Origin of the sequence: Exiguobacterium acetylicum (assembly GCF_019890935.1) — a bacterium.
Taxonomy (GTDB): Bacteria; Bacillota; Bacilli; order Exiguobacteriales; family Exiguobacteriaceae; genus Exiguobacterium_A; species Exiguobacterium_A abrahamii.
The window spans coordinates 1,261,706-1,284,666 of record NZ_CP082333.1 but is presented as its reverse complement, the minus strand read 5'-3'; the positions used below and the strand labels follow the sequence as shown (position 1 = coordinate 1,284,666).

Annotated in this window: 21 protein-coding genes; 5 read left to right on the top strand and 16 right to left on the bottom strand. The window is 44.7% G+C overall.

What is annotated here, in order from left to right; all coding sequences use genetic code 11:
* The first annotated feature begins 140 nt into the window (after positions 1-140).
* The 4 genes from K7G97_RS06575 (at position 141) to K7G97_RS06560 (ending at position 3,105) form a co-directional block, all read left to right on the top strand.
* On the top strand, positions 141-1,511 hold the full coding sequence (locus tag K7G97_RS06575; protein WP_195865334.1) for an amino acid permease: 1,371 nt from the start codon (positions 141-143) through the stop codon (positions 1,509-1,511).
* A 335-nt stretch (positions 1,512-1,846) separates the two neighbouring features.
* Positions 1,847-2,389, top strand: a complete 543-nt coding sequence (gene amaP / locus K7G97_RS06570) for an alkaline shock response membrane anchor protein AmaP (protein ID WP_023467891.1) — start codon at positions 1,847-1,849, stop codon at positions 2,387-2,389.
* A 20-nt stretch (positions 2,390-2,409) separates the two neighbouring features.
* Positions 2,410-2,616 (top strand): DUF2273 domain-containing protein, encoded by a 207-nt coding sequence (locus tag K7G97_RS06565; protein WP_029341361.1) that lies wholly within the window; start codon positions 2,410-2,412, stop codon positions 2,614-2,616.
* 51 nt (positions 2,617-2,667) lie between these two features.
* The gene (locus tag K7G97_RS06560; protein ID WP_195865337.1) at positions 2,668-3,105 is read left to right on the top strand and encodes an Asp23/Gls24 family envelope stress response protein; all 438 of its coding nucleotides are present in this window, start codon (positions 2,668-2,670) and stop codon (positions 3,103-3,105) included.
* 52 nt (positions 3,106-3,157) lie between these two features.
* On the opposite strand, the gene K7G97_RS06555 is transcribed toward K7G97_RS06560, so the two are convergent.
* The 15 genes from K7G97_RS06555 to K7G97_RS06485 all read right to left on the bottom strand — a co-directional run bounded on the left by K7G97_RS06555 (position 3,158) and on the right by K7G97_RS06485 (position 21,374).
* On the bottom strand, positions 3,158-4,060 hold the full coding sequence (locus K7G97_RS06555) for a hypothetical protein (protein WP_223041680.1): 903 nt from the start codon (positions 4,058-4,060) through the stop codon (positions 3,158-3,160).
* Positions 4,061-4,119: 59 nt separating this feature from the next.
* On the bottom strand, positions 4,120-5,346 hold the full coding sequence (locus K7G97_RS06550; protein ID WP_223041679.1) for a glycosyltransferase family 2 protein: 1,227 nt from the start codon (positions 5,344-5,346) through the stop codon (positions 4,120-4,122).
* Positions 5,343-6,113 (bottom strand): hypothetical protein, encoded by a 771-nt coding sequence (locus tag K7G97_RS06545; RefSeq protein WP_223041678.1) that lies wholly within the window; start codon positions 6,111-6,113, stop codon positions 5,343-5,345. Before K7G97_RS06545 ends, K7G97_RS06550 begins: the two co-directional genes overlap by 4 nt.
* A 63-nt stretch (positions 6,114-6,176) precedes the next feature.
* Entirely contained in the window at positions 6,177-6,944 is a 768-nt protein-coding gene (locus K7G97_RS06540; RefSeq protein WP_023467885.1) for an ABC transporter permease, read from the bottom strand.
* 1 nt (position 6,945) lies between these two features.
* Positions 6,946-7,863 (bottom strand): ATP-binding cassette domain-containing protein, encoded by a 918-nt coding sequence (locus K7G97_RS06535; RefSeq protein ID WP_223041677.1) that lies wholly within the window; start codon positions 7,861-7,863, stop codon positions 6,946-6,948.
* 180 nt (positions 7,864-8,043) lie between these two features.
* Positions 8,044-8,937 carry a carbohydrate ABC transporter permease gene (locus tag K7G97_RS06530; protein WP_223041676.1) on the bottom strand — a complete coding sequence of 298 codons (894 nt, stop codon included), beginning with the start codon at positions 8,935-8,937 and terminating at the stop codon, positions 8,044-8,046.
* 18 nt (positions 8,938-8,955) lie between these two features.
* The gene (locus tag K7G97_RS06525; protein WP_223041675.1) at positions 8,956-9,843 is read right to left on the bottom strand and encodes a carbohydrate ABC transporter permease; all 888 of its coding nucleotides are present in this window, start codon (positions 9,841-9,843) and stop codon (positions 8,956-8,958) included.
* Between the two features lie 34 nt (positions 9,844-9,877).
* Positions 9,878-11,110, bottom strand: a complete 1,233-nt coding sequence (locus tag K7G97_RS06520) for a sugar ABC transporter substrate-binding protein (RefSeq protein WP_223041674.1) — start codon at positions 11,108-11,110, stop codon at positions 9,878-9,880.
* A gap of 149 nt (positions 11,111-11,259) precedes the next feature.
* Positions 11,260-12,225 (bottom strand): LacI family DNA-binding transcriptional regulator, encoded by a 966-nt coding sequence (locus K7G97_RS06515; protein WP_223041673.1) that lies wholly within the window; start codon positions 12,223-12,225, stop codon positions 11,260-11,262.
* Positions 12,226-12,243: 18 nt separating this feature from the next.
* The gene (locus K7G97_RS06510) at positions 12,244-13,770 is read right to left on the bottom strand and encodes a glycoside hydrolase family 13 protein (RefSeq protein WP_223041672.1); all 1,527 of its coding nucleotides are present in this window, start codon (positions 13,768-13,770) and stop codon (positions 12,244-12,246) included.
* A 66-nt stretch (positions 13,771-13,836) separates the two neighbouring features.
* Positions 13,837-17,043, bottom strand: coding sequence for a GH36-type glycosyl hydrolase domain-containing protein (locus K7G97_RS06505; RefSeq protein WP_223041671.1), 3,207 nt, complete (start codon positions 17,041-17,043; stop codon positions 13,837-13,839).
* Positions 17,003-19,207, bottom strand: coding sequence for a glycoside hydrolase family 3 N-terminal domain-containing protein (locus tag K7G97_RS06500; protein WP_223041670.1), 2,205 nt, complete (start codon positions 19,205-19,207; stop codon positions 17,003-17,005). The genes K7G97_RS06505 and K7G97_RS06500 overlap by 41 nt, the downstream gene beginning before the upstream one ends.
* 156 nt (positions 19,208-19,363) lie before the next feature.
* Positions 19,364-19,639 carry a hypothetical protein gene (locus K7G97_RS06495; protein WP_223041669.1) on the bottom strand — a complete coding sequence of 92 codons (276 nt, stop codon included), beginning with the start codon at positions 19,637-19,639 and terminating at the stop codon, positions 19,364-19,366.
* A 114-nt stretch (positions 19,640-19,753) separates the two neighbouring features.
* Complete coding sequence (locus tag K7G97_RS06490; RefSeq protein WP_223041668.1) at positions 19,754-20,551, bottom strand: transporter substrate-binding domain-containing protein; 798 nt, start codon at positions 20,549-20,551, stop codon at positions 19,754-19,756.
* Positions 20,544-21,374, bottom strand: coding sequence for a transporter substrate-binding domain-containing protein (locus K7G97_RS06485; RefSeq protein ID WP_223041667.1), 831 nt, complete (start codon positions 21,372-21,374; stop codon positions 20,544-20,546). The genes K7G97_RS06490 and K7G97_RS06485 overlap by 8 nt, the downstream gene beginning before the upstream one ends.
* A 264-nt stretch (positions 21,375-21,638) precedes the next feature.
* Between K7G97_RS06485 and K7G97_RS06480 the strand changes: the two genes are divergently transcribed.
* Complete coding sequence (locus K7G97_RS06480; RefSeq protein ID WP_223041666.1) at positions 21,639-22,277, top strand: SDR family oxidoreductase; 639 nt, start codon at positions 21,639-21,641, stop codon at positions 22,275-22,277.
* A 54-nt stretch (positions 22,278-22,331) separates the two neighbouring features.
* On the opposite strand, the gene K7G97_RS06475 is transcribed toward K7G97_RS06480, so the two are convergent.
* Positions 22,332-22,949 (bottom strand): hypothetical protein, encoded by a 618-nt coding sequence (locus K7G97_RS06475; protein WP_195865352.1) that lies wholly within the window; start codon positions 22,947-22,949, stop codon positions 22,332-22,334.
* Positions 22,950-22,961: the final 12 nt, after the last annotated feature.

Here is a 22,961-nt window from a genome sequence, read left to right as displayed (position 1 = left end):
GAATTTCTGATTTTTGAAAACCTCATTTCAAATTTTCAAAAAGACTAGCCGAGTTCTATCTGAGGATAGTATACTCAGCGTTATAGTTATTCGGACAAATTGTCTGAACATTATGACGTCACAGAATTTTTTTGGGGGAAATGATGAGTTCGAATTTGAAACGAGATTTAACAGCACGACAGGTACAAATGATTGCACTCGGAGGAACGATCGGGGTCGGTCTTTTCCTTGGAGCATCGAGTACGATTGCTTGGACGGGACCATCTGTCTTACTCGCGTACATGCTAGCAGGAGTCTTTATCTTTTTCATCATGCGGGCACTTGGTGAGATGGTCTATACCCACCCTCACAGTGGTTCGTATGCAAAGTTCGCAAACGATTATATCCATCCAGCAGCTGGTTTTTTGACAGCAAGCAGTAATATCTTCAACTGGGTCGTCGTCGGGATGAGTGAAGTCATCGCTGTCGGGACATATTTACGCTTCTGGTGGCCGGAACTTCCGACCTGGATTCCAGGCGTCGTCGTCATCATTCTCTTGACGCTCGCGAACCTTGCTTCCGTCAAGATGTTCGGTGAGCTTGAATTTTGGTTCGCCTCAATCAAGGTCATAACGATTCTTCTAATGATCGTCGCCGGACTTGGCATCATCTTCTTTGGTTTAGGGAATGACGGAAACCCGGTCGGCTTCTCGAACCTTTGGGCGAACGGTGGATTCTTCACGAATGGTTTCACCGGCTTCTTCTTTGCGCTCTCGATCGTCTTCGCCTCTTATATCGGTGTTGAGTTGATCGGCGTGACAGCTGGAGAAACGAAAGATCCAGAAAAGAACATCACGAAGGCGATCAATGGTGTCGTCTGGCGAATCTTGATTTTCTACGTCGGATCCATCTTCATCATCGTTACGGTGTATCCGTGGAATGAGTTGTCGGATCTCGGCAGTCCGTTCGTTGCGACATTCGCCAAGGTCGGTGTCACGATTGCTGCCGGTATCATCAACTTCGTCGTCATCACGGCCGCTTTATCCGGTTGTAACTCCGGGATCTTCAGTGCAAGCCGGATGATCTATGCATTGGCTGAAAAGGGACAAGTACCGTCCTTCTTCTTGAAAGTCAATAAACGCGGCATTCCATTCTACACGGTCTTCGCGATTTCAATCGGGATTTTCTTCGGAGTCATTCTCGATATCACCTTGCCACTCGTTCTCGGGAAGGATACGAACATCTTCGTGTATGTCTACAGTGCTTCGGTACTACCAGGGATGGTGCCGTGGTTCGCGATTTTAATCAGTCATATTCGGTATCGTAAACTTGAAAGTGAACGGACCGCTTCACATCCGTTCAAGATGCCAGGTGCGCCGGTGACGAACTATCTGTCGATCGTCGCGCTTATCACAGTGCTCGTCGGGATGTTGTTCAACGATGAGACACGCGTCTCGATCTTAATCGGAGTTGCTTTCTTGATCTTAAGTACGGTCTATTACATCGTAAAAGTACCGAAAGTCGAAAAATAAACGTCTGTCTCTCCTCTCATGACCGCATGAGAGGAGTTTTTTGATGGAGATAATTTTCTATATTGACATTGAATACTATTCGTGATAGGTATTTTTCGCGAATGCTTGAACCCGTCTGACATCATAATATTCTTGATTTCAGTACGTAAAGCCGTATTTCATCTACTATTTTTCTAATAAATAGATAAATTTTCAGAATAAATAGTCTTTTTATCCAAAGTGTATTTTCATGTTTCGAGTTCGTTTGAGCGGGAATATTCTCACCATACACATAATATTTCATGTGTAGAACAATCACGTTAAAACAATTTAACGACAGAAAGGAGAGGTGTAACATGAACGGATTCAATCGTTTCCTACTCGTCCTGATCGGCATTCTCGGTTTAGTCAGCGTCGGTCTTCTTGTACTCGGCGTCTATGATGTTCCACGACTCAGTCCTTTGATTGAACAGTGGCAAGATCAACAATGGTATAGCTACACGATTTTATCACTTGGTGGCTTCCTAGCATTCGTATTTGTCATTCTATTATTCACTGGACTACTCAGTCGTTCAAAAGGACAACGTCTCCTGATTCAAACGGGTGACGGGAATATCACGATCTCTAAGCAAACGATCGAACGAACGGCACTCGAATCGATTCGCGGTATCAATGGCGTACGTTCGCCACGCGTCAACGCGGACATTCACTCGAAAAAAGAGACTGTCGCGCTTGAAGTCGACTGTTCCGTCTTCGGTCAAGAAGGTTTGCCGACAATCGGCAAAGACATTCAAGAACGCGCCAAGAACGCGGTCGAATCGTTGCTCGAACTACCTGTCACAAAAACACGCGTCCGAATCAGTGACACGAAGACCAAAACGTCTGAACGCGTCGTCTAAGATACGAGAGGAGGAAGATCATGAAAACGAGCGAAGCACTTCGTCCGTATCGCTACCGTCTACTTGGCGGGCTAGTCGGACTGATCCTCGCCATCTTGTTCTTGACGATCGGTTTTGGACCGACGTTGTTGATCATCGTATTCGCAACAATCGGTTACTTGATCGGTCAGTGGCGGGATAATGCGCTTGATGTCGAAGGATGGATTCAGTTCTTTCAACGGGATTGAGCATATAGAAAATAAAAATCACTTAACTCACACTAAAAGGAGAGATTTCTCATGGCTAACGAAATCAACACTAAACAAAACGAAAACGAAGTAGTACGCGAAAACAAACTCACATTCGAAGATCAAGTCATTAAAAAAATCGCCGGTATCGCATCAAATGATGTCAAAGGCATCCTCTCAATGAGCGGTGGCTTCATGAGTGGATTGACAGATCGTTTCCGGAGCACGGAAGATATCACAAAAGGCATTGACGCGGAAGTCGGCGAACGACAAGTCGCACTCGACTTAAAAGTCATCGTCGAGTACGGCAAAAACATCCCGTCGATCTTCCAAGATGCTGTAACGAAAATCAAAAAATCAGTCCATGATATGACAGGACTCGATGTCGTCGAAATCAATATGCATGTCGAAGATGTCATGACACGTTCTGAGTTCGACGCAAAAAGTAAATCGTCGAAAGAAGAGGAAGAAAAACGTGACATCAAGTAATCACAAGCAAACTAAAAGCTGGAAGCGGAAAAAATCCGTTCCAGCTTTTTTCTTATTCAAATTCTTTTAAAATGACTGCTTTATTCAGCACGTCAAACACGTGCGTCTCTTTAGCATTCGTCGTCTCAATCTCACGCAGTCGCTTAAGTACGAAAGAACGCTCTTCGCCGTTCAAAAGAGGAACGAGTAAAGCATAGACGGAGCTTGATTCGTCTTTCATCGTCGGTGTTGCTGTTAAACGGTCGTAACGCGCGTATATTTTCCCGTTCTTCAATTCTTTAGAGATGAACGATCGAAAAGACGCGTCTGATTCACCGGTCACGCCTACGCGTAATCGTTCAATCAAGACTTGATCAATCATATTCACGACTTTGTCATCTGCCCACTTTGATTCATTTTGATTTGCAAAATAGAGTTCCGCTGTGAATGGACCTTCTCGTTTCGCTTGAGCCACTCTTTCTTTTGCGAAATCGAGTAATTTCAATCGTTTCAGCGCTGGTGGTTCTAAATAGTTCAAATGGAGTACATCCGTCGCCTGTTGTAAATCCCAATCGTAAAAGTCAACGATTTTACCTTTTATTCGTTGCCGCTTGAGTAAGGTTGTCTCGATTCGACTCGCAAGCTTTGAATAGGTCGGTTCATTGAATTGTTTGCCAGCTTTCATTAACGTTTCCGATATACGAATGTCGTCAATCCAGGCATTCGTTGCCGTTTTCTCACCCAACTCCCATTTGATGTATACATCTGATCCGCGCTCAACTAAAAAATGATTGTTCAGTATCTGTACTTGTTCTTTGAATCGCTCTTCATCATCGATCAATAATACATATTGCATATACTGACCCAGACTCTCCGACAGACGTTGGGCATCTGAACGATCATAAGCACGAATGATACCGTCTTGCATATAGTCCGCTTCTACTTGTTGAACGATATCATCCTCTTGTTTTTGCATGTAATACCAAACTCCCCCCGCTAACAAAATGATGAGTAGACCAATCCCTAGTCCTTTTTTCATGACTCAATCTTGACGCGCTTCGTCTTATCCCAGACGATGACCTCTTTGCGTACCTTACTTTTGAGATATGCATACATTCCGCGGAATAAAAGAATGACGAATAATTGGGCGTAGGTAAAGTACATGATCAACCCGACGAGGACATTCTTCGGAGTGGCAGTTCCTTCGAGTTCTTGCGCCGCTAAGATTTGGATCGTATAGACAAGATACGTCATGAACCAAAACATGATGAATGGCGTCGTCGCCTCATCGAAAGCATAACCAAATAGTCCAAGGATTAAAACGATATCAGAGATTAACAACAAGAAGATGAAGAGGAGGTACGTCATGATATGCTGCAAGGAATGGACGAGCGTGCTTCCTTTCCAAAAATCTCGTGTCCGAAGTGATTTTTCTAATAAATAGATGTTTCCAAGCATCCAACGCGTTCGTTGCTTCATGTATACTTTCATCGTTTCCGGCTCTTGTTCCCATGTCTCCGCTTCGTAGACGACAGGAAGTGTGTAACCGAGTGCCGTGATCCGCATCGTCAATTCCGCATCCTCTGCCAGTGCATACGGATCATATCCACCTAACTCTTCGATGACATCCCGTTTTAACAACATGTTCGTCCCTGCTAACGATCCCGTCTTGAATGCTTTCCAGCGACCACTTTGCATGATCAGCTGAAACACTTGAAATTCGATCGCAATCATCCGCGTCAGCAGGTTCGTCGTTGCATTGATCGTCTTGACGATTCCAACCGCTCCGCACGCATTCTTTTGAGTCATTGCTTGTTCGACGAGTCGTGTCACAGTGTCTGCTTTCGGTTGATTGTCCGCGTCAAAAATTAAGAAGTACTCGGAATCCGTGATCGATAGCCCATAGTTTAGGACACGTGATTTTCCGATTGGTTCACCTTTTGGGACATGGATATAGTGGACTCGACTGAACATCGTCGTAAATTCCAGAGCAATCTCTTGCGTCTCATCCTGCGACTGATCATCGAGTAAAAATACATCGAGTTTCCCTGGATATTCGATCCCCATCATCGCCTCGAGTGTTTGACGCATGACGATGCCTTCATTATGTGCGGGGATCAGAATAGCGATAGATGGATACTCTGTTAAAGTGACCGGCTGTTTTTTTCCATAGCGATCGAGAATGCCGGCAATCGTCAGATAAGAATAATACAGTAATAGTAACCAAAAAATCGCCATGATGACGTTCAAGACGAGGTTCATTGATCCACCACCTTCCGTTGCTTCAACGTCTCTTCCACAGATGAACGTACAGGAAGAATTTCGACCTGAAACGGAAAATCAAGTACCGTAAAGCGTTGACGGAGTTCATTCTCATAACGTTGCCATGCGATCTCCGCACCACTATGATCGGTATTTTGTAGAAAGATGATGAATTCCTGACGGTTTCGTTGCGACATGACGTCATAATGAGCACGAAATACCTTTAGTCCAGCATCAGTTAACTGTTGCATGATTGTTTTCTTGTTTAAACTAGCGTATGGAATCTGAAGATGAAGCAACATATTTTGTTCTTGACGACGATTCGCTCCCGCAATCAAGAAATCCGTTCGGTCTAAAAATTCACTGTAAGAGAGCAATTGAGGTGACGCGGAGAACCCTTCAAGTAAAGCAACCCGCTTTTGAAGCGATGCATTCTCTTCGAACACACTCCGTAACTGCCGTAAGAACAACCAGTATAAAAAGACACCGACTGAGGATAAGAGGTGTTGTCCGATGTAGGACAACTGTTGCTCGTTTGATGCTTCGTTATACCACGATAAAATGAGATAGAGAAAACCCATCATAAGAACATAGCTGATCAATATCAAGAAATTTTTTCTTCCATTCAAGAGCGTCATGATGATCAATACGGGAACCAATAAGAAATGAAGGATCGACGTTGTGATGTCAAACGTCATTTGATACAAGACAAGAACAGTAGCCAAGAGACCTACTAGTAATAAAAGTGATAGCGCATATCGCCTCATTGAACCCCTCCTCTTTAATCGTCGAATCCTCAACTGTATACCCTTAAATTGGATAAGAATATCCTATTTTTTCAATGCTCCGCGTGCGTTCAGCGCAGCAAAGATCACCATCGCAATGCTAAGAACAGCAGCGACGATCAAACCTTGCCAATAAACCGACCAATCGATTTCTGGACGGGTCAACACACTACGCATCCCTTCCATGATATAGGTCGTCGGATTGATCGTCGCAGCAATCTTGAGCCATTCGGCTTCAATCAAGTCTTTCGGTACAAACGTCGTCGACAGGAAAATCAAAGGGAAGAACAGAAGCGTTCCAGCTTGAGCCGCTTGCGCATTCCGTGTCTTCAAAGCGACACCGACCGAGTAACCGGCAAAGGCGAGACCAAAGCCAAGCGCGAGTAAGATCGTCAAGAAAAAGCCGCTGACACCGACTGGAATCGATAGACCAAGCAAAAAGGCCATCCCGAAGATCAGTAACGTTTGAACGAATAATTGCAGCATCCCGGCAAGCATTGGTCCGAGGACGATCGCTGTTCGCGAGACGGGTGTCAGCAACAGACGAGCGAAATAACCACTCTCGATATCCTTGACGAGCGCTTGACCCGCTCCCCCGGCTCCACCAACAGCACCTGAGACGATTGAGACCGGCAAAATGAAGTTCAAATAATCGACGCCGTCGAACTGCGGTAAATTTGAAATTCCGGAGAGACCACTCGTGTAGACGAGCAGGAAAAAGACACTGATGATTAAGTTCGGAATGAAAGAAAACGGATTACGCAACGTGACGAGTAGACTCCGCCGCATCAAAAACCACGTTTCTCGAATCATGTCACGATTCCTCCTTATAAGCTTGTCCGGTCAAACGAATGAAGACATCATCAAGTGAGGGTTGTTTGACGACCAGTGACGTCGCAACCATCTTCCGTTCGTCGAGAAAACGGACGACCGCGCGCAGTGTCTCCGTTCCCCGCGAAGGAATGACGAGACGGTCTTTTTCCTGACGACCGGCAAACGTCTCTAAAACGATTTGTTCGTCCTCTTTTTCCGCAAGTGTCAATTCGATCCGCTCTTCTCCGTTTGCTGCCTTCAGCTCAGCTGCCGTCCCTTCGGCAATCAGTTGCCCTTCATTGATGATCGCGATCCGATCGGCTAGCTGATCGGCTTCTTCCAAGTACTGAGTCGTCAAAAAGATCGTCGTTCCGAACTCTTCGTTCAGTCGCCGGACCTCGTTCCAGATTTGCAGACGACTCGCCGGGTCAAGTCCGGTTGTTGGTTCGTCGAGAAACAAAACGGTCGGTTGATGGACGAGCGTCAAAGCGAGATCAAGTCGTCGTTTCATCCCACCGGAGTAAGTGCCAGATCGACGCTTGCCGTCTTGATCGAGTCCGACGAGTCGCAACAATTCCTCTGCCCGTATTTTTGCTTCCGTCTGACTTAATCCGAATAATTTTCCTTGTAGGACAAGTAATTCAAGCCCGGTCAAATCCTCATCGATGCCGGTATCTTGCAAGGCAACTCCAATTTGCAAACGGACTTGTTTTTCCTGTTTGACGACATCAAATTCTTGAATCGTTGCTCGACCACCGGAAATCGGAATCAACGTTGTCAGCATCTGGACGGTCGTTGACTTTCCTGCCCCGTTCGGTCCTAAAAAAGCAAAGATTTCTCCTGCCTCGACATCGAACGAGATGCCTTTGACGACATCCTTCCCATCGTACGTCTTCGTCAAGTTCTCGACATGAATCATCTTTATTCCTTCTTTCCTTGAATTCAAAGTCATGTCCAAGATTTTCCCGTTTTTTCTGTTCTCGAATCAATAAAACTTTTATATAGAGGACGTAACGCGCAATCTTTTCATACGAACTATTCAGCGATTTTTTACAAAAAAACGCGATCTCAAAAGAGAACGCGAGATTAAAACATATACTTATTTCATACCTGAAATATTGTATCCTTCGATGATATACTTTTGGAAAATCATGAAGATGATGATAATTGGGATGACCATGAATGTAGCTCCAGCCATTTGCAGTCCGTAATTCCCACCATGCTGCCCCTGCAGTAACGCTAAGCCAACAGATAGAGTATACAGTGATTCGTCATTCGCGATGATGAGTGGCCATAAGAAACTATTCCATGCTCCAATGAATGTTAAAATTCCCTGTACCGCTAGAATAGGTTTTGACATCGGAAGAACGATTGAGAAGAAAATTCGCCATTCGCTTGCTCCATCTAGTCGAGATGCTTCTAGCAGCTCATCTGGAATCGTCGTCATGAATTGGCGAAATAGGAATACGCCGAACGCACCAACTAATCCAGGTAAAACGATTCCTGTCATCGTATTCGTTAATCCCATTTGATTAAGCATTAAATAGACTGGGATCATCGTTACTTGCCCCGGAATCATCATCGTGGCGAGTACTCCGATGAATAGCAACTTACTCCCTTTAAAACGAAATTTGGCAAATCCATAACCAGCCATCGCTGTTAAGAGTAGACCAAAAAATGATGCTAATACGATCAAAAGTGTGTTTTTCAAATAGGTTAAAAAGTTTAAATTTACGAATAAATTAACGTAATGTTCAAAAGTCAATTCCTTTGGCCAAATTGTTAGCGGAAGTGCTAATATTTCCGCATCCGTTTTAACAGAAGAAAGAATCATCCAAAAAAACGGTAAGAGAAAACAAAGACCTAGTAACGTCAATACCGTTGCAAGACCCCATTGAAAAGTAAACTTTTTTCGTCTTTTCTCCGGACTCGCGATTGGCGAAAATCGAGCTTCCTTGCCTGTTACAACCACGGGTTTTTCTTTTGGAATCATTGACTCGTCCCCCTTCCTTTAGTAAGGATTATCATTTTTTTGAACGCGGAATTGAATCAATGTGACTGTAATGATTAAAACGAATAAGACAACGGATCCTGCAGCAGCATATCCAAAGTTGCTCAGTTGGAAACCATTTTGATAGATGAACAGTGCCAATGATGTCGTTGAGTTCAATGGTCCACCTTCTGTCATTATGAACGGTTCCTCGAAAAATTGAATCCATCCAATCAATGTCGTCACCGTGACGAAGAAGATGGCATATCGCAAGAGCGGAATCGTGATTTTAAACATTTGCTGAAACGTACTAGCACCGTCCAGTGCAGCTGCTTCATAATACGTTCTTGGAATCCCCTGTAATGCCGCAAGGAAGATAATCATGTTGATTCCGACAGCCCGCCATAAGGCTAATAGGATCAATGATAATTTTGCAACAAGTGGATCTTGTAACCACGGAACATCTGGCAAATGAACTGCATTCAAGATAAAGTTAAAGAGCCCATATTGGGGATTGAATAAGAATCCCCAAACGACGGCGACTGCAACGACGTTCGTAATCGACGGCATGTAAAAGACGACACGAAACCATTCAAATACTTTTCCTCGACCAAAGTTAATCGCAATGGCAATGGAGAGTGAAAGTGTAATGACAAGCGGCACACCCAAGATGACATAAAAGACCGTGTTCGTTAATGCCTTTAAGAAAACCTCATCTTTAAAAATTTCAAGATAATTTGAGATACCGATCCATTCGATGTTTGCATAGTTCGCGATTCCCGCTAAATCCATGTTCGTAAAACTCATTACTACGGCGACGAAAAGCGGCGTAATCGAAAATAGAAACAGTAAAATGATGGTCGGTGCAATGAACAGATAAGGCGCCTGATGGTTGAGCAACCGTCTCATTCAGAGGACTCCTTCCTTGAAGCTTCCGCTCCGCTTATTTTAAGATGGTTTCTGCTTTCTTTTGGAAAACTTCCACTTCTTTGTCGACCGCTGCATCGCCCCGGTACATTTTCTCGAAACTCTGTAAGTAGGTTTGTGACACTTTCTCCCACGATGAGATGAGAGGCATCGGTTGAGCAGCTTTCATTTGTTCACCAAACGTCTTCAGTTTCTCGTCATTTTGAAGTGTATCGTTTTTCCATGCTTCTTTTGTTGAAGGGAGCGACTTTGTCATTTCCATCCATGCTGTTTGTGTTTCTGGTTCACTCATATACGCGATGAATTTCGCTGCTTGATCTTTTTTAGAACTACTTTCAAAGATACTCAGGTTCGCTCCACCTAGGAATGAAATATTATTTTCTTTTTTGGGGAGGACTGCAGTCCCCCACTTCGATTCAATACCCGGCATCTGTTCATTAATCAGATTGATCATCCACGGTCCACTAATGAACATTGGAACATTCGGATCCTTTGCACCAAATGCTTGTACGATATCCATCCCTAAATCAATCGGAGCATACTTTTGTTTGAAATAACTCGTTAAATATTCAGCACTTTCAATGAATTCCGGCTGATTAAATAACGGTTTGTTATCTTCCGTCAACAGGTCAGATCCATTTTGACGTGCGAACATGAAGTTCAACATCTGGTCGTTCGTATCCAATGTAATCCCATACATATTCTCACCTGGACGTTTTGCAAGCTTAGCCGAAGCATCCTCAAGTTCTTCCCATGTCTCTGGGGCTTTTTTATATCCTACATCGGCCAATGCATCTTTTCGGTAATAAAGGACTCGTGTATCTGTGTACCAAGGCGCACCATAAACACCATCTTTTAATTCAACTGTTTCATAAGAACCCTCATAAAAATTATCTTTTGCAAGAGACGGGTATTTCTCTACATATTTTTTCATGTCTGAAAGAGCACCTGCTTCAACGAATTCTGGCATCCAAGATGTACCCATTTGAACTACATCTGGTCCGTTCTTCGAAGCGACCGCCGTTAACAATTTATCATGTGCCGTATCCCATGGTATCGCCTGAACCTTTACTTTGACACCTTTGTTTGCTTTTTCATATTCTTTCACGAGCTTCGGTAATGCCTTTCCTTCTTCACCCATTGCCCATACCGTTAATGTCTTGTCATCTTCTCCGGATCCTGATGAACAAGCTGCTAATGTTGATACCGATAATGCGCTGACCGCAAGTGCTAGTCCGAGTTTTTTCATGGTTCCATTCCTCCATCTCGTATTAATCGAAACGTTTCGATTGTTTTCCAAAAAAATAATGTTTATACAAAGGTTTTTCCTTAAAGCAACAGGTTAAACGTTTCTATAAACATTATAAGCATACATGTATGCGCTTACAACCTATTTTTTTATTTCTTTTGGAGGACGGATCCTGCGATGATGAACTTTGAGTCAATCTTCGCATTCGTTCGCTCTCGTTTATCAATCAATTGAAGTAACGCGCGAGCAGCGGTCTTGCCCCAATCCAACTTAGAATAACTGACGCTTGCGATTTTCGGTTGTGTATAGTTTGTAACCTCGAGCTTATCGAATCCCGTCAGTGATATATCGAGACCAATTCGAAATGATGTATTTTGTAAGACATCGTATACGCCGAGAGCCATATCATCATTCAAACAAACGATAGCATCCCCATCTTTTAACTCTTCAAGGATTTCACTTGCAGCACGGATACCAGAACGTTTCGTAAATCCACCTTCCCATCTACGAACCGCAATACCCGCTAAGTCGGCCTGTTCTAGAACGACAGCGCGACGTTCGAAAGCATCATGGTTTTCTTCCGGTCCATCGACGAGATGAATACAGTGTGGTTTAGTAGCGGTTATCGTTCGCATCGCTTGTCTCATACCCATCTCATTATCAAGTAGTACACAACTGATATTCGGATGATCCATGTTTCGATCAAGAATCGTCAGCGGATGTCCCCGATCAGCAAATCCAAGAATTTGTTCTTGGGTGAAACGATGACCTAAAATTATCCCGCCATCGACGATCCGTTCTGTCATGAGGCGATGGGATTCCGGACCATTACAGACGATCAGCTCATATCCCGTTTCTGACAACTCATGATTAATTCCTTTTAATAATTCGCCGTAAAACGATCCTGAATAATCTCCTAGAAAGGCGCCGATGATATGCGTCTTGCGAGTCTTCAGCGTTCTAGCAGCAGCATTCGGGATGTAATTCAACTCTTCCGCGATTTTCATGATACGTTGACGTGTTTTTTCCGTCACTTTCGTACTCCCATTCAACGCGTAGGAAACGGTCGAAATCGAGACGCCTGCTGCCTTTGCAATATCCTTAATTCCTGTCATTTCACTTCACTTCCTTCTTCAAAAAGTATAGCATAGGACCGCCGCGTAAGGACCGAGTTCCTCTTCACAGTAGTCCCCTACACCTATTAATGTCTTGCCTGTCTTTATTCGATGTTGGATTGAGTGATTCGACAAATTAACTAAAATACGAAGGGACTGTTCGCCATGAATTCGATCAAATGCGATCATCGTTGATGGTGTCTCATGCCACTTCATTTCTCCATCCAATAAGGCGAGTTCTGCCTTGCGTATCGAAAGTAAACGTCGATACACCTGCAGGAGACTATCATCATCCAGTTGTTGATCGTGGACGTTACGATCAACATCGGTCATTCCCCGTAACCAAGCTGTTCCTGTCGAGAATCCACCTTCTTTCGTCCACATCATCGGAAGACGTGCATGATCACGACCCTTCAGCTGAACGGACTGTATCGCCCCACCTTGCTGTAAATAACGGAGGGTTTCGATATCCTGATAATCAGATTGCTGAATGTTTCCGTTCGTCATTCCGATCTCATCTCCTTGATAAATGAAAGGGGTTCCTCGTAATGTCAGCTGAAGCAAGACAAGCATTTTTGCTGCTCTTATATCATCGTCATACCATCTAGAGAGAACGCGAGGCTGATCATGATTGTTCCAAAACAAGCTGTTCCAGCCGTCTTCTTCCATCTCATCTTGCCATTTTTTAATCGTCTTTTTTAATTCCGCTGGATCAAACGATTGGAGGTGCCATTTGTTTTTACCCGCCACCTCGTCAAGAGCGCACGTCTCAAAGTTAAACACCACATCAAGTAATCCCTCTTCTTGAAGTTGACGAATTTCGGATGGAGATAGACCACCTGCTTCGCCGACTAAAAGAAGATTTGAACGATCAACGGATGCCAACATCTCTCGTAATCCCTCCTGTACACGTTCAAAATTCAGCCAGCGATGCGGATGAAATTGTTTTCCGATTAAATCGATGACATCAAACCGGAATCCACGAACTCCTTTTTCAATCCAAAACGATAGAATGCGTGCAAATTCTTTTGCCACTACCGGCTGTTCCCAATTAAGATCCGGTTGTTCCTTCGCGAAAGAGTGGAAATAGTACTGCTGACGTATACTCGAATACGTCCAAGCAGAACCTCCAAAAAAAGATTCCGCTTCTGTCGGTTCGTCACACCAGATATATGTGTCGCCGTATGGACCGGCCGGATCATGTTCGGATGCTATGAACCATTCATGGCAGGATGAGGTATGATTCGCGACTATATCCATCATGATCGTGATATCATGCCGACTCGCTTCGTCAATCAAGGCTTCCATCTCGTCCATAGACCCGTATAGAGGATCAATTGAAGTATAATCCGCTACGTCATACCCGTGATCATAACCAGGTGACGTGTACACTGGGCATAACCAAATCATGTCCACCCCTAGCCTCTGCAGATAATCCAATCGTTTCCGAATACCATTCAGATCTCCGACTCCATCTCCATTCGTATCTTGAAAACTTTTCGGATACAGATGGTAGACTACTTGATGCCGATGACTTTTTATCATGTCGTTCACTCCATTTCTCATATGCTAAAGGACAGGACGACTTCCATGAAGTCATCCTGTCCTACTTTAGAGCGGAAGCTCGATTTGCAGTTCGTTTCCACTTGGAAGGATCGTTTTTAACGCCTCACGTTGTAATAGATAACCACCTTGACGATAACGATTGGATTGATTTGAAAGATTAAGCAGTTCTCCATTCCATAAAATGCGTCGTTGTCCCCCCCGTGTGATTCGAATACGACAAGGGATATCGAATAGGTCCATCTGGATAGTTCCGGTTATGACTGGATCAAGAAGTAGCCCGTCTGAACGCTCTCGAATCCCTAAGACATTCGTCATTAATTGATTCAGCCAAATACCTGGTCCACTCGAGTAAATTCGCCATCCCCCTTTAACCGGAATCTTACCTTCTTTTAATTCGTTCCAACGTTCTTGCGCTTCGTAACGCGTCGTAAACGCAGCATCCGAGCTACTGAAATAGGCATTTCTCTGACGGCGGACTGCTTTTGGCACTTTTAGATCCACAGGATTAATGACGTCAAATGCTTCCGTTATGCTCTTTTCATCAGCTCCGATTTTCGCCAGTGCTTCAATGTAACGAATATGGGCATGCACGTATTGCAGTCCAATTTCACGTCCGACATTAGCTGCTTGTTCTGCCCGCATGAAATGACGACTCACACCACCACGATATTGTGCTGGGCGATCCATCAAACGCACACCGTCCGGGAACTTTAAATGTTCTTCAATGATCTTTAAGTTTTGCATAGCTTGTTCTGGTGTAACGAGTTCTCCGATGATACTACGGGTCAAGGGTAACAATCGATATTTCATTGGTAGTCCATCATCTGAGGGATGAATCATCGGATGATATCCATCTTCTTCGACTCGTAAAAATCCAGGGATGACCCCGTCCAGAATCATGTCTGACTGGAAGGACTGTTCGATGGTAGTAGTTAGTTCCGCTAATCGTATGCTTAATGACGATTGTGGTAACTCGTTTGCTAACGTACGGAATGTTTGGAATGTCAATGCTACCGTCCAAGTACTGATTAATTTTTTCTTTAACGCATCATCTGCTGGTTGTAACGTATCGTCCCAATCGCCTCCGCCGTATGCGGAAAAGACACTGTTCGGTACGAAATCCTTTTCAATCCGTGCACACGCTCGTTCCACATGATGCATGAGCGATTGTTTTAGTGTTTCCTGACCGGTCTTTGTTCGATATGGAAGTAGTTCATCGAGACACGCCCAATCGTGTGTTTTCTGAAGATAATCCGCGCATGCCTTCAGTGGCCAGACGATCACATCACCATGACTATCCTCCTGCTGGATACCAGCATATTCATCAAACATGAACCATTGTGGCCAATGTCCTGCCTCGAATTGATGTGAAAAAATTTGAAGCAGTAATGCGCGAGCTTCTTCAAAATGACCGAACGCCAGTAAAAATTCCATCGGGCCTTGCGATACGTCGCGTGTTCCCCACGCAGCACCTCCATATTGCTCTAAGCCGTGCGGTGATTGGTAATGGATCCGCATGTTTTGGATGTACCAGTCTACTTGAAACTGTAGAGCATTCGCGTCCTGCCAGACGTCTTCAAATTTGAGGTTTTTTCGATAAGCAGCCTTCCATTGATTGAAGGACTTCCGTTCTTCGTCAGCATTGAATTCACACTGCATTCCTGCTCCCATTCTCATGACAAGATGATCGGTCGCTCCGACAGATAACCACACCAAATCGTCTACGATTGGCTGAGTTAACCATTCAGATGTGGAGCCCGTTGAAAAAGGCTGATCCATTTCAAGCGTGTATGTCAAATCAGGTAGAATCCGTTTACTCAATGATTCTTTTGTTGCCGTAAAATGAAGGCGTGTTCCGATCTGTTCCATTTGAAACGGCACATCATATTCTTGTGTATGCATCGTCACTTGCTGACTGATTTTCATCGCACGCGGATGTCGCGTCTTAACAGTCGTCTCAAGCACAGGTCGCTCAGCACCAATTGATGTTCGGACTTCAATCGTCTCGTCATCTAAGAAGTAATACCAGATCACTTCGTTCCATCCCATTTCAAAAATCGACGGTAACGCTAATAATTGATAGGCTTCCTTTTGCTCGATGTATATGCGTTGCCCAGACGTTTTAGGGATGTTCAAAGGATTTCTGACGTTCGACATCCACTTGTTGTAATTCGTATTCCCATATACGATGTGCGAATTGAAGACACCATTCATATGGACTGTTGTCGCCAATTTCTTTTCTGTTGGCGCTAAACTTCCCGCATTTAATAAGATGGTTGCATGACTACGTTCAACAAGAAGTTCCTTTTCTTTTAGAACGACATGATGACCATTAGGTGTAAAGAAGGACAATAACTGTGTTCCTTCCCATTCTTCAAGCAACCGTTCCGGATACAAAACGTCGAGTTGTTGTTTCGTCGCTGTATTCCCGACAATCGTCTTTGGTGTTTGTAAGAAAGCCGTACGGTGATGTTCCTTCCGTTGCTCCTCACGCTCATATAAAGGTATAAATTGATCAATCGATTGTTCATCAAGTGCTTCTTCCATCGAAGGAATGAACCGTAGCTCAAATTGGAAAGATAGCTCTCCAGCTGATTCTTTGACAGCTGTTCGAATCGTCGGTAATGCGAACTCATACTGATTTATTCGAGAGGGTAAGTGTGCATTTAATCCCTCTGCTACATTCGTTTGCCGAAATGACGCACCATACACATCGAAACCATCCGTCGCAAACTCTTCGATTCGGTCATGCGAAAGAATCGCAACGCTCGGAAAGCCCGTCGACTGTCGCTGGTTTTGTCGAGCCAATATCCCATGTTCGGTCGCGACGTAGTCAATGTACTGTGCCATATATGCCTCATTCGTACGTACACCGGCTTCGTCAGCCAGCCCTAAATCCTGTGCATAGGTTACGTCAAATTCTCCTTCCCCAGTGAGTGAGACTTTAAAATGCATTCCAGTCGTGTGAAGACTTGCGACGACCTCGTATCCGAATGTTTCGTAGTCACCTTTCCAGCTGATCGTACGCTCAGATATTGCTAGTTTACTAGGCGAATGGATACCAAGTAACGGTAAGGCCACACTGGAACCATGACGAACATATACATTCATCAAGGATTCATCAAATGGATGATGAATCAATTGATTAATCATGATATTTTGGTAACGGATTTGACGAATGTCGCCGCCTTCAGTTAGTGTCACATTAAATTCATCGTGTCGTAGATGTGGAACGGTCGTTAATGTGTTCATCAAATTGCCCCTTTTCAACGGTCTGTTTCAACCAAAATTTTTCATGTAATGCACATGTACTATCCGTACCAACATAGAGAATGAATTCACCAGCATCCGCTTTAACCGAACCATCCGGATGTTGATACATTAGCATCGAAGCATCGATACGGAATGTCACTTCTCGACTGGAACCTGCTTTCACAAGAACGCGTTCATATCCTTTTAATTGACGTAAGGGACGTGACACGTCAGCAACTGGATCTTGCATATACCATTGAACGATTTCTTCCGCATCTAATGCGCCATCGTTCGTAACAATAACGGATGCTTCCCATGTAGTTCCCTGCGGCTGCTCATATAGTCTTAACTGCGTATAGGTAAAATCGCTATAACTTAATCCAAAACCAAATGGAAATAGCGCTTCATTTGGAGCGTCCAGGTATTTGCTTGTATAGCGTGGATCAGCGCCTTCGATCGTCATCGGTCGCCCCGTCGGTAAGGTATCGTAACGTAATGGCAACTGACCGACATGATACGGAAATGAAATCGTTAGTTTTCCAGAAGGAATCACGTGACCATATAATAAACGGTGAATCGCTCGTCCTGACTCTGTTCCCGGATACCATGCTTCAAGCACTGCATCGGAATGATTAACGACATCTCGAAGATCGAGTGGTCGCCCGTTGAATAGCACGGTCACGATCGGCTTTCCAAGTGTCGCAAGTCTTGCCAATCCATCGCGTTGTGTTTTCGGCAAACGGATGTCCGTTCGACTTCCGGCTTCTCCACTCATCCAAGACGCTTCACCTAAAGCTATAAGAATCACATCTGCTTGCGCCGCTACTTCCATCGCCTGATCCCAGTCAATTTCCGTATCAATCGTTGATCCTTCTGCAAAAACATAATCAATGTTCGCTTCATCAAACGCCTCTCGAATGGAAACCGCTTCTTCACGTTTTCCGTTGCCTGCCCATGGACCAAGTACATCCGTTGAAGCAGCAAAAGGTCCAATCAACGCGATCCGCTGATCGTCTGCTAATGGCAGGACTTGATTATTTTTCAGTAAGACACAACTTTTTTCAGCTAAACGCCGTGCTGTATTCCGATGACCTTCAGATAAGTGGACTCTTTTCTCAAGTTCAGGATCAATGCCACGATAAGGATTTTCAAACAACCCAAGATCTTGCTTTAACATAAGTATTCTGCGTACTGCTTCGTCTAATAAGTCCATCGAAACGACTTGATCATCAATCTGTTGTTCCAAATGATTTAAGTAAGCACCTGACATCATATCGATATCGACGCCCGCCTTGATTCCTTTTTCTCCAGCTTCAGCAAGCGAACCCGCGACACCATGCTGGATTAATTCCTTAATAGAAGACCAATCCGAAATCGTGACCCCGTCAAACTCCCACTCTTTTCGAAGAATTTGACGTAACAGATACGTACTAGCTGTTGCGGGAACACCATCAACGACGTTGAAGCTTGTCATGATGAGTCGGGCACCCGCTTCGATTGCCCGTAGATAAGCCGGTAAATAAAACTCTCGTAATTCACGATCCGACATATCAACCGTATTGTAATCACGACCACCTTCAGCGGCACCGTAAGCCGCAAAATGCTTGACGCAAGCTGCTAAAGAATCAGCTTGTTTTAAATCCTCTGATTGATAACCACGTACGAATGCTGCCGCATATTCTCCATTGAGCCAAACATCCTCACCTGTCGATTCCATGACACGCCCCCAACGCGCATCACGTACAAGATCCACCATTGGCGAAAAAGTAACATGCAGTCCCGAAGCTGTTGCTTCGATAGCAGATTGACGCGCCATCATTTCCACTTCGTCACTATCCCACATAGAAGCAAGCGCCAACGGAACTGGATAAATCGTTCGATGACCATGAACGATATCCGCCATGAACAATAATGGAATTCCTAATCGATTATGTTTTAAATAATTTTGCTGAATGCGAAATGCCTGTTCTGCTTGATGAATTCCTATGACAGATCCCAATTCATAACGGTTGTCCTCTGTCAGACCACTTTCCTCCATTAGTTGAGCTACTGGTCCAGTCACAGTATCGGATGTCTGTGGATCATAGACAGAAGGGAGAATTTGAACGAGCTGTCCGATTTTTTCCTGTAGCGTCATTTGCTGTAGTAAAGTTTCAACGTTCATCTATCAGCACCTCTTATCCCCTAAATTTTATCGAAACGTTTCACCTGTTAATCAAAATTATAAGCGCTTTCATAAAAATCTTCAACCTTTCTTTCGAAACGTTTCGATAAAAACATAAAAGTAAGAACTCTTTTCAAAAAAGAGTTCTTACTTTGTTTAGATGCTTTCCGCCCAAATATACACGCCATAAACGACGCTAGCGGATACCACGAGCGTTGTAACGATCGACACCAGCATCATCGTTAATCCGATTCCTGTTAATCGAACAGTTCGGGCTAACGCGAGACTAAATGAGAGCACTGCACCACTTGTAAATATAAGCGCCCCTCCAAATAACAACGTAGAATTAATCCATGACTCTCCGATGACAATCCATGTGTAAGTGATACCAGCAAAAAGAGCGGTCATGATGAGCCATTGTCTCGCTGACACGTTTTTCAACATATTGATTCCTCCTAATTTGCTTCTACATACTTGTTCGCCCTTTCTCATTAGATTCCTGTTACGAAAAAATCGTGCCTCCTACTGTCAGGAGACACGATCCACTTAAGACGCCACTTGCCATTTCTCTTTTAATTGCTCCATCTCTTCCTGACCTTCATATGACTGCATCCACAGATTGAAAACATCGACGACGTCTCCTTCCGACTCTCGAACGAGGTAGCTCTTCTCCGCCGGAATCCACTTTTCTTGAATTCTTGGTGCTGCGAGTCGTTTGTCGAGCGCTTCATAATGAATCGCCTCGACCGTATCGGTGATCATGACATCAACTTCGCCTGACGCGACCGCGTGCGGGATGTCAAGATTCTGTTCATACATGACGATCTTCGCCTTCGTGAACGTCTTACGGACGAATTGTTCATTCGTTCCGCCTGGATTTAGACCAATCGTCACATCTGGACGATTGATTTGTTCGATCGAAGCAAGACGTTTAGCATCTTCTTTACGGACGAGCGGTGTCTTTTGGAACGACAGATAACTCGACGTGAAGTCACCGATGATCTCGCGCTCGATGTTCTTCGTTACGCCCCCGACGACCATATCGAATTTCCCGCTAGCAAGATCAGCAGATAGCGTGGGCCATGTCGTCGGAACGAATTCGACATCGATACCGGTCGTCTTCGCGAAAGAACGGATCACTTCGATATCGAACCCTTCATACTCGTTCGTCTTCCGGTTCAAGTACGTGAATGGTTTGTAATCCCCAGTCGTTCCGACGACGATTTTTTTCGTCGCAAAGACATTCTTCGCTTGTACACGTCGTGGTTGCTCCGCTTGCCATAGCGTCAGTAAGCTCGCAAACAGAACGCCACCTCCAACGACGATCCATCCCCATTTACTCATGTGCTCCCGCTCCTTTCGCTCCGACCGTCTCAAGTGTCGAGACGATGTTCCATTTTTTCTTCAATTTTTGAACTTGTTCTTGCCCCTCTGCACTTTCAATCCAGACTCGGAAAACGTCTCCAAGCTGTTTTTGGTCCGGTTTCATCAAATATGCCATCTCGGCTGGTTCCCATGCCTCTGTCAGTTTCGGCACCGCAAGATCGAGTTCTGTCGCGTAATGCAACGCCTCGATGTCGTCCGTCACCATGACATCGACTTGTCCGCTTTTTACGGCTTTCGGGATGTCCAAGTTGTTCTCAAAGACGGTCACATCTGCCTTCGAAAAATGCTTCTTCACGAACGCTTCGTTCGTGCCACCCGGATTGACACCGATTTTGACTGCTGGATCATTGATTGCAGCGAGCGAATTCAAGCGTTCGACATCTTTCTTCTTTACAAGCGGTGCTTTTTGAAAGGAGAAATACGACGATGTAAAGTCTCCGACGACCTCGCGCTCGACTTTCTTCGTGATGCCACCGACAGCGATATCAAACTTGCCTGATTTCGTATCCTCCGATAATGTCGGCCATGTCGTCTTGACGAACGTCACATCAAGATTTGTTGCTTTGGCGAACGCTTGGATGACATCGATATCAAAGCCTTGATAACGATTCCGTTCCTCGTTCCAGTATGTAAAGGGCTTATAATCCCCCGTCGTCCCGACGACCAGCTTGTGGTCTTCGAAGATGTCATGTGCTTTGGCATCCGTCTGTTGATTCCAAATCGTCCAAGCGGCAACGCCTGTCAAAACAAGTCCTGCCAGTAGCCATGGTTTCTTTCTCATCGTACCTCTCCTTTCTGTTTCGTCGTTGCCCATTCACCGAATATTGCTACAATTTAACCCAAATGATTTTCGGTGTGGGTAATAGTCATTATCCTACCACACTTACACGTGATTTCAAGATAATTTGATGATTTTATGCATAAAAGCATTAAAAAGATATTTTGATGACGGTTACAGTTCTACAAGTCGTCTCTCTTTACAGAATCCCTTCGTCTTTTCCATACTGAAACAGAATCATCAAATCGTGAAATGGAGGAATGGAACATGAGTCAGATTTTCATCATTGGTGCAAATGGTAAAGTAGGTCGTCACGCTGCTCGCTTACTGCAGGATTCGGAGCACGATGTCAAAGTAGGATTACGTTCCAAGGACCAGTTCAGTGATTTTGAGAAATTAGGTCATACCCCGGTCCATATCGATCTGGAAGCGGACGTCGCGACGATCACGGATGCATTACAAGGATCAGATGTCGTCATCTTTACGGCAGGATCCGGCGGTCACACAGGAGCGGACAAGACGATGCTGATCGATTTCGACGGTGCTGTCAAAGCGATTGAAGCAGCGGAAGCAATCAATGCAAAACAGTTCATCATGGTCAGTGCCTTGAATGCCGATTCGCCGGAAACATGGTCTGACAGCATGAAGCCGTATTACATTGCAAAACGCTACGCGGATCGTGTCCTGAAGGAATCGTCACTTAACTACACGATTCTTCGCCCAGGCGGACTATCCGATGAAGCTGGCACAGGAAACGTCACGACGGATCCGTCCGAGCAAGCAACTAAAAAAATTCCGCGTGAGGATGTCGCACGCGTTATTCTAGCTGCAATCGGTCACGACAAGGCGTCGAAGCAAGTCGTCACACTGCTCGAAGGTGACACACCGATCAACGAATTATTCTAATACAAAAGCTCACGTCTCAATTTCCGAGTCGTGAGCTTTTTTTGACCAAATGAATCATTCGTATAGTTGGCGATACATCACGAGCATCGTCTCACCAATGACGGGTAACGACGCCGGAATGTCGATCCAGCGCTGGGTATCGTAATCAAAATACAGCCCTTCCGTACGCATCTTCTCTTTTGAGTTGATCTCATCGAACTCGAGAAACATATCCAGCTCATCATCTGCGTCCTGAAAGTCGTCCCACGGTCCGGGACCAAAATAAAAGAGTAGTCCTTCCGCATCGTAGCCAGCAAGCTCGTTCGATGCCCTTTCCAAATGTGCTTCAGACTTGGCAGATGTCCTGACGGAGTCGGCTAGTGTTTGATGAATTCCAAATGCGTTTCCACTCAGCAAGTGACGCTGCTGATCCCATTCCCAGATGTTTTTCCAGCGTTGCATGAAAATGCTAAACCGATATGCTTGTGTTACTTCGTCCCGTTCTCGCACGTCATATGACCAGGAAATCTTCTCTCCACTGATCCACATACTTACGTGAAAGTTTCCCTCACGCGCTTCATCATCTTGTAAAGAAGACCAATCTGATTGCTGTTGCTCTAGATACGTGAACAACGGAAGTCGGTCTCCCGCTTTTTCTTCAAATTCAAATTCAAATCGCTCGATACGATTCAAAACATCTTTCCC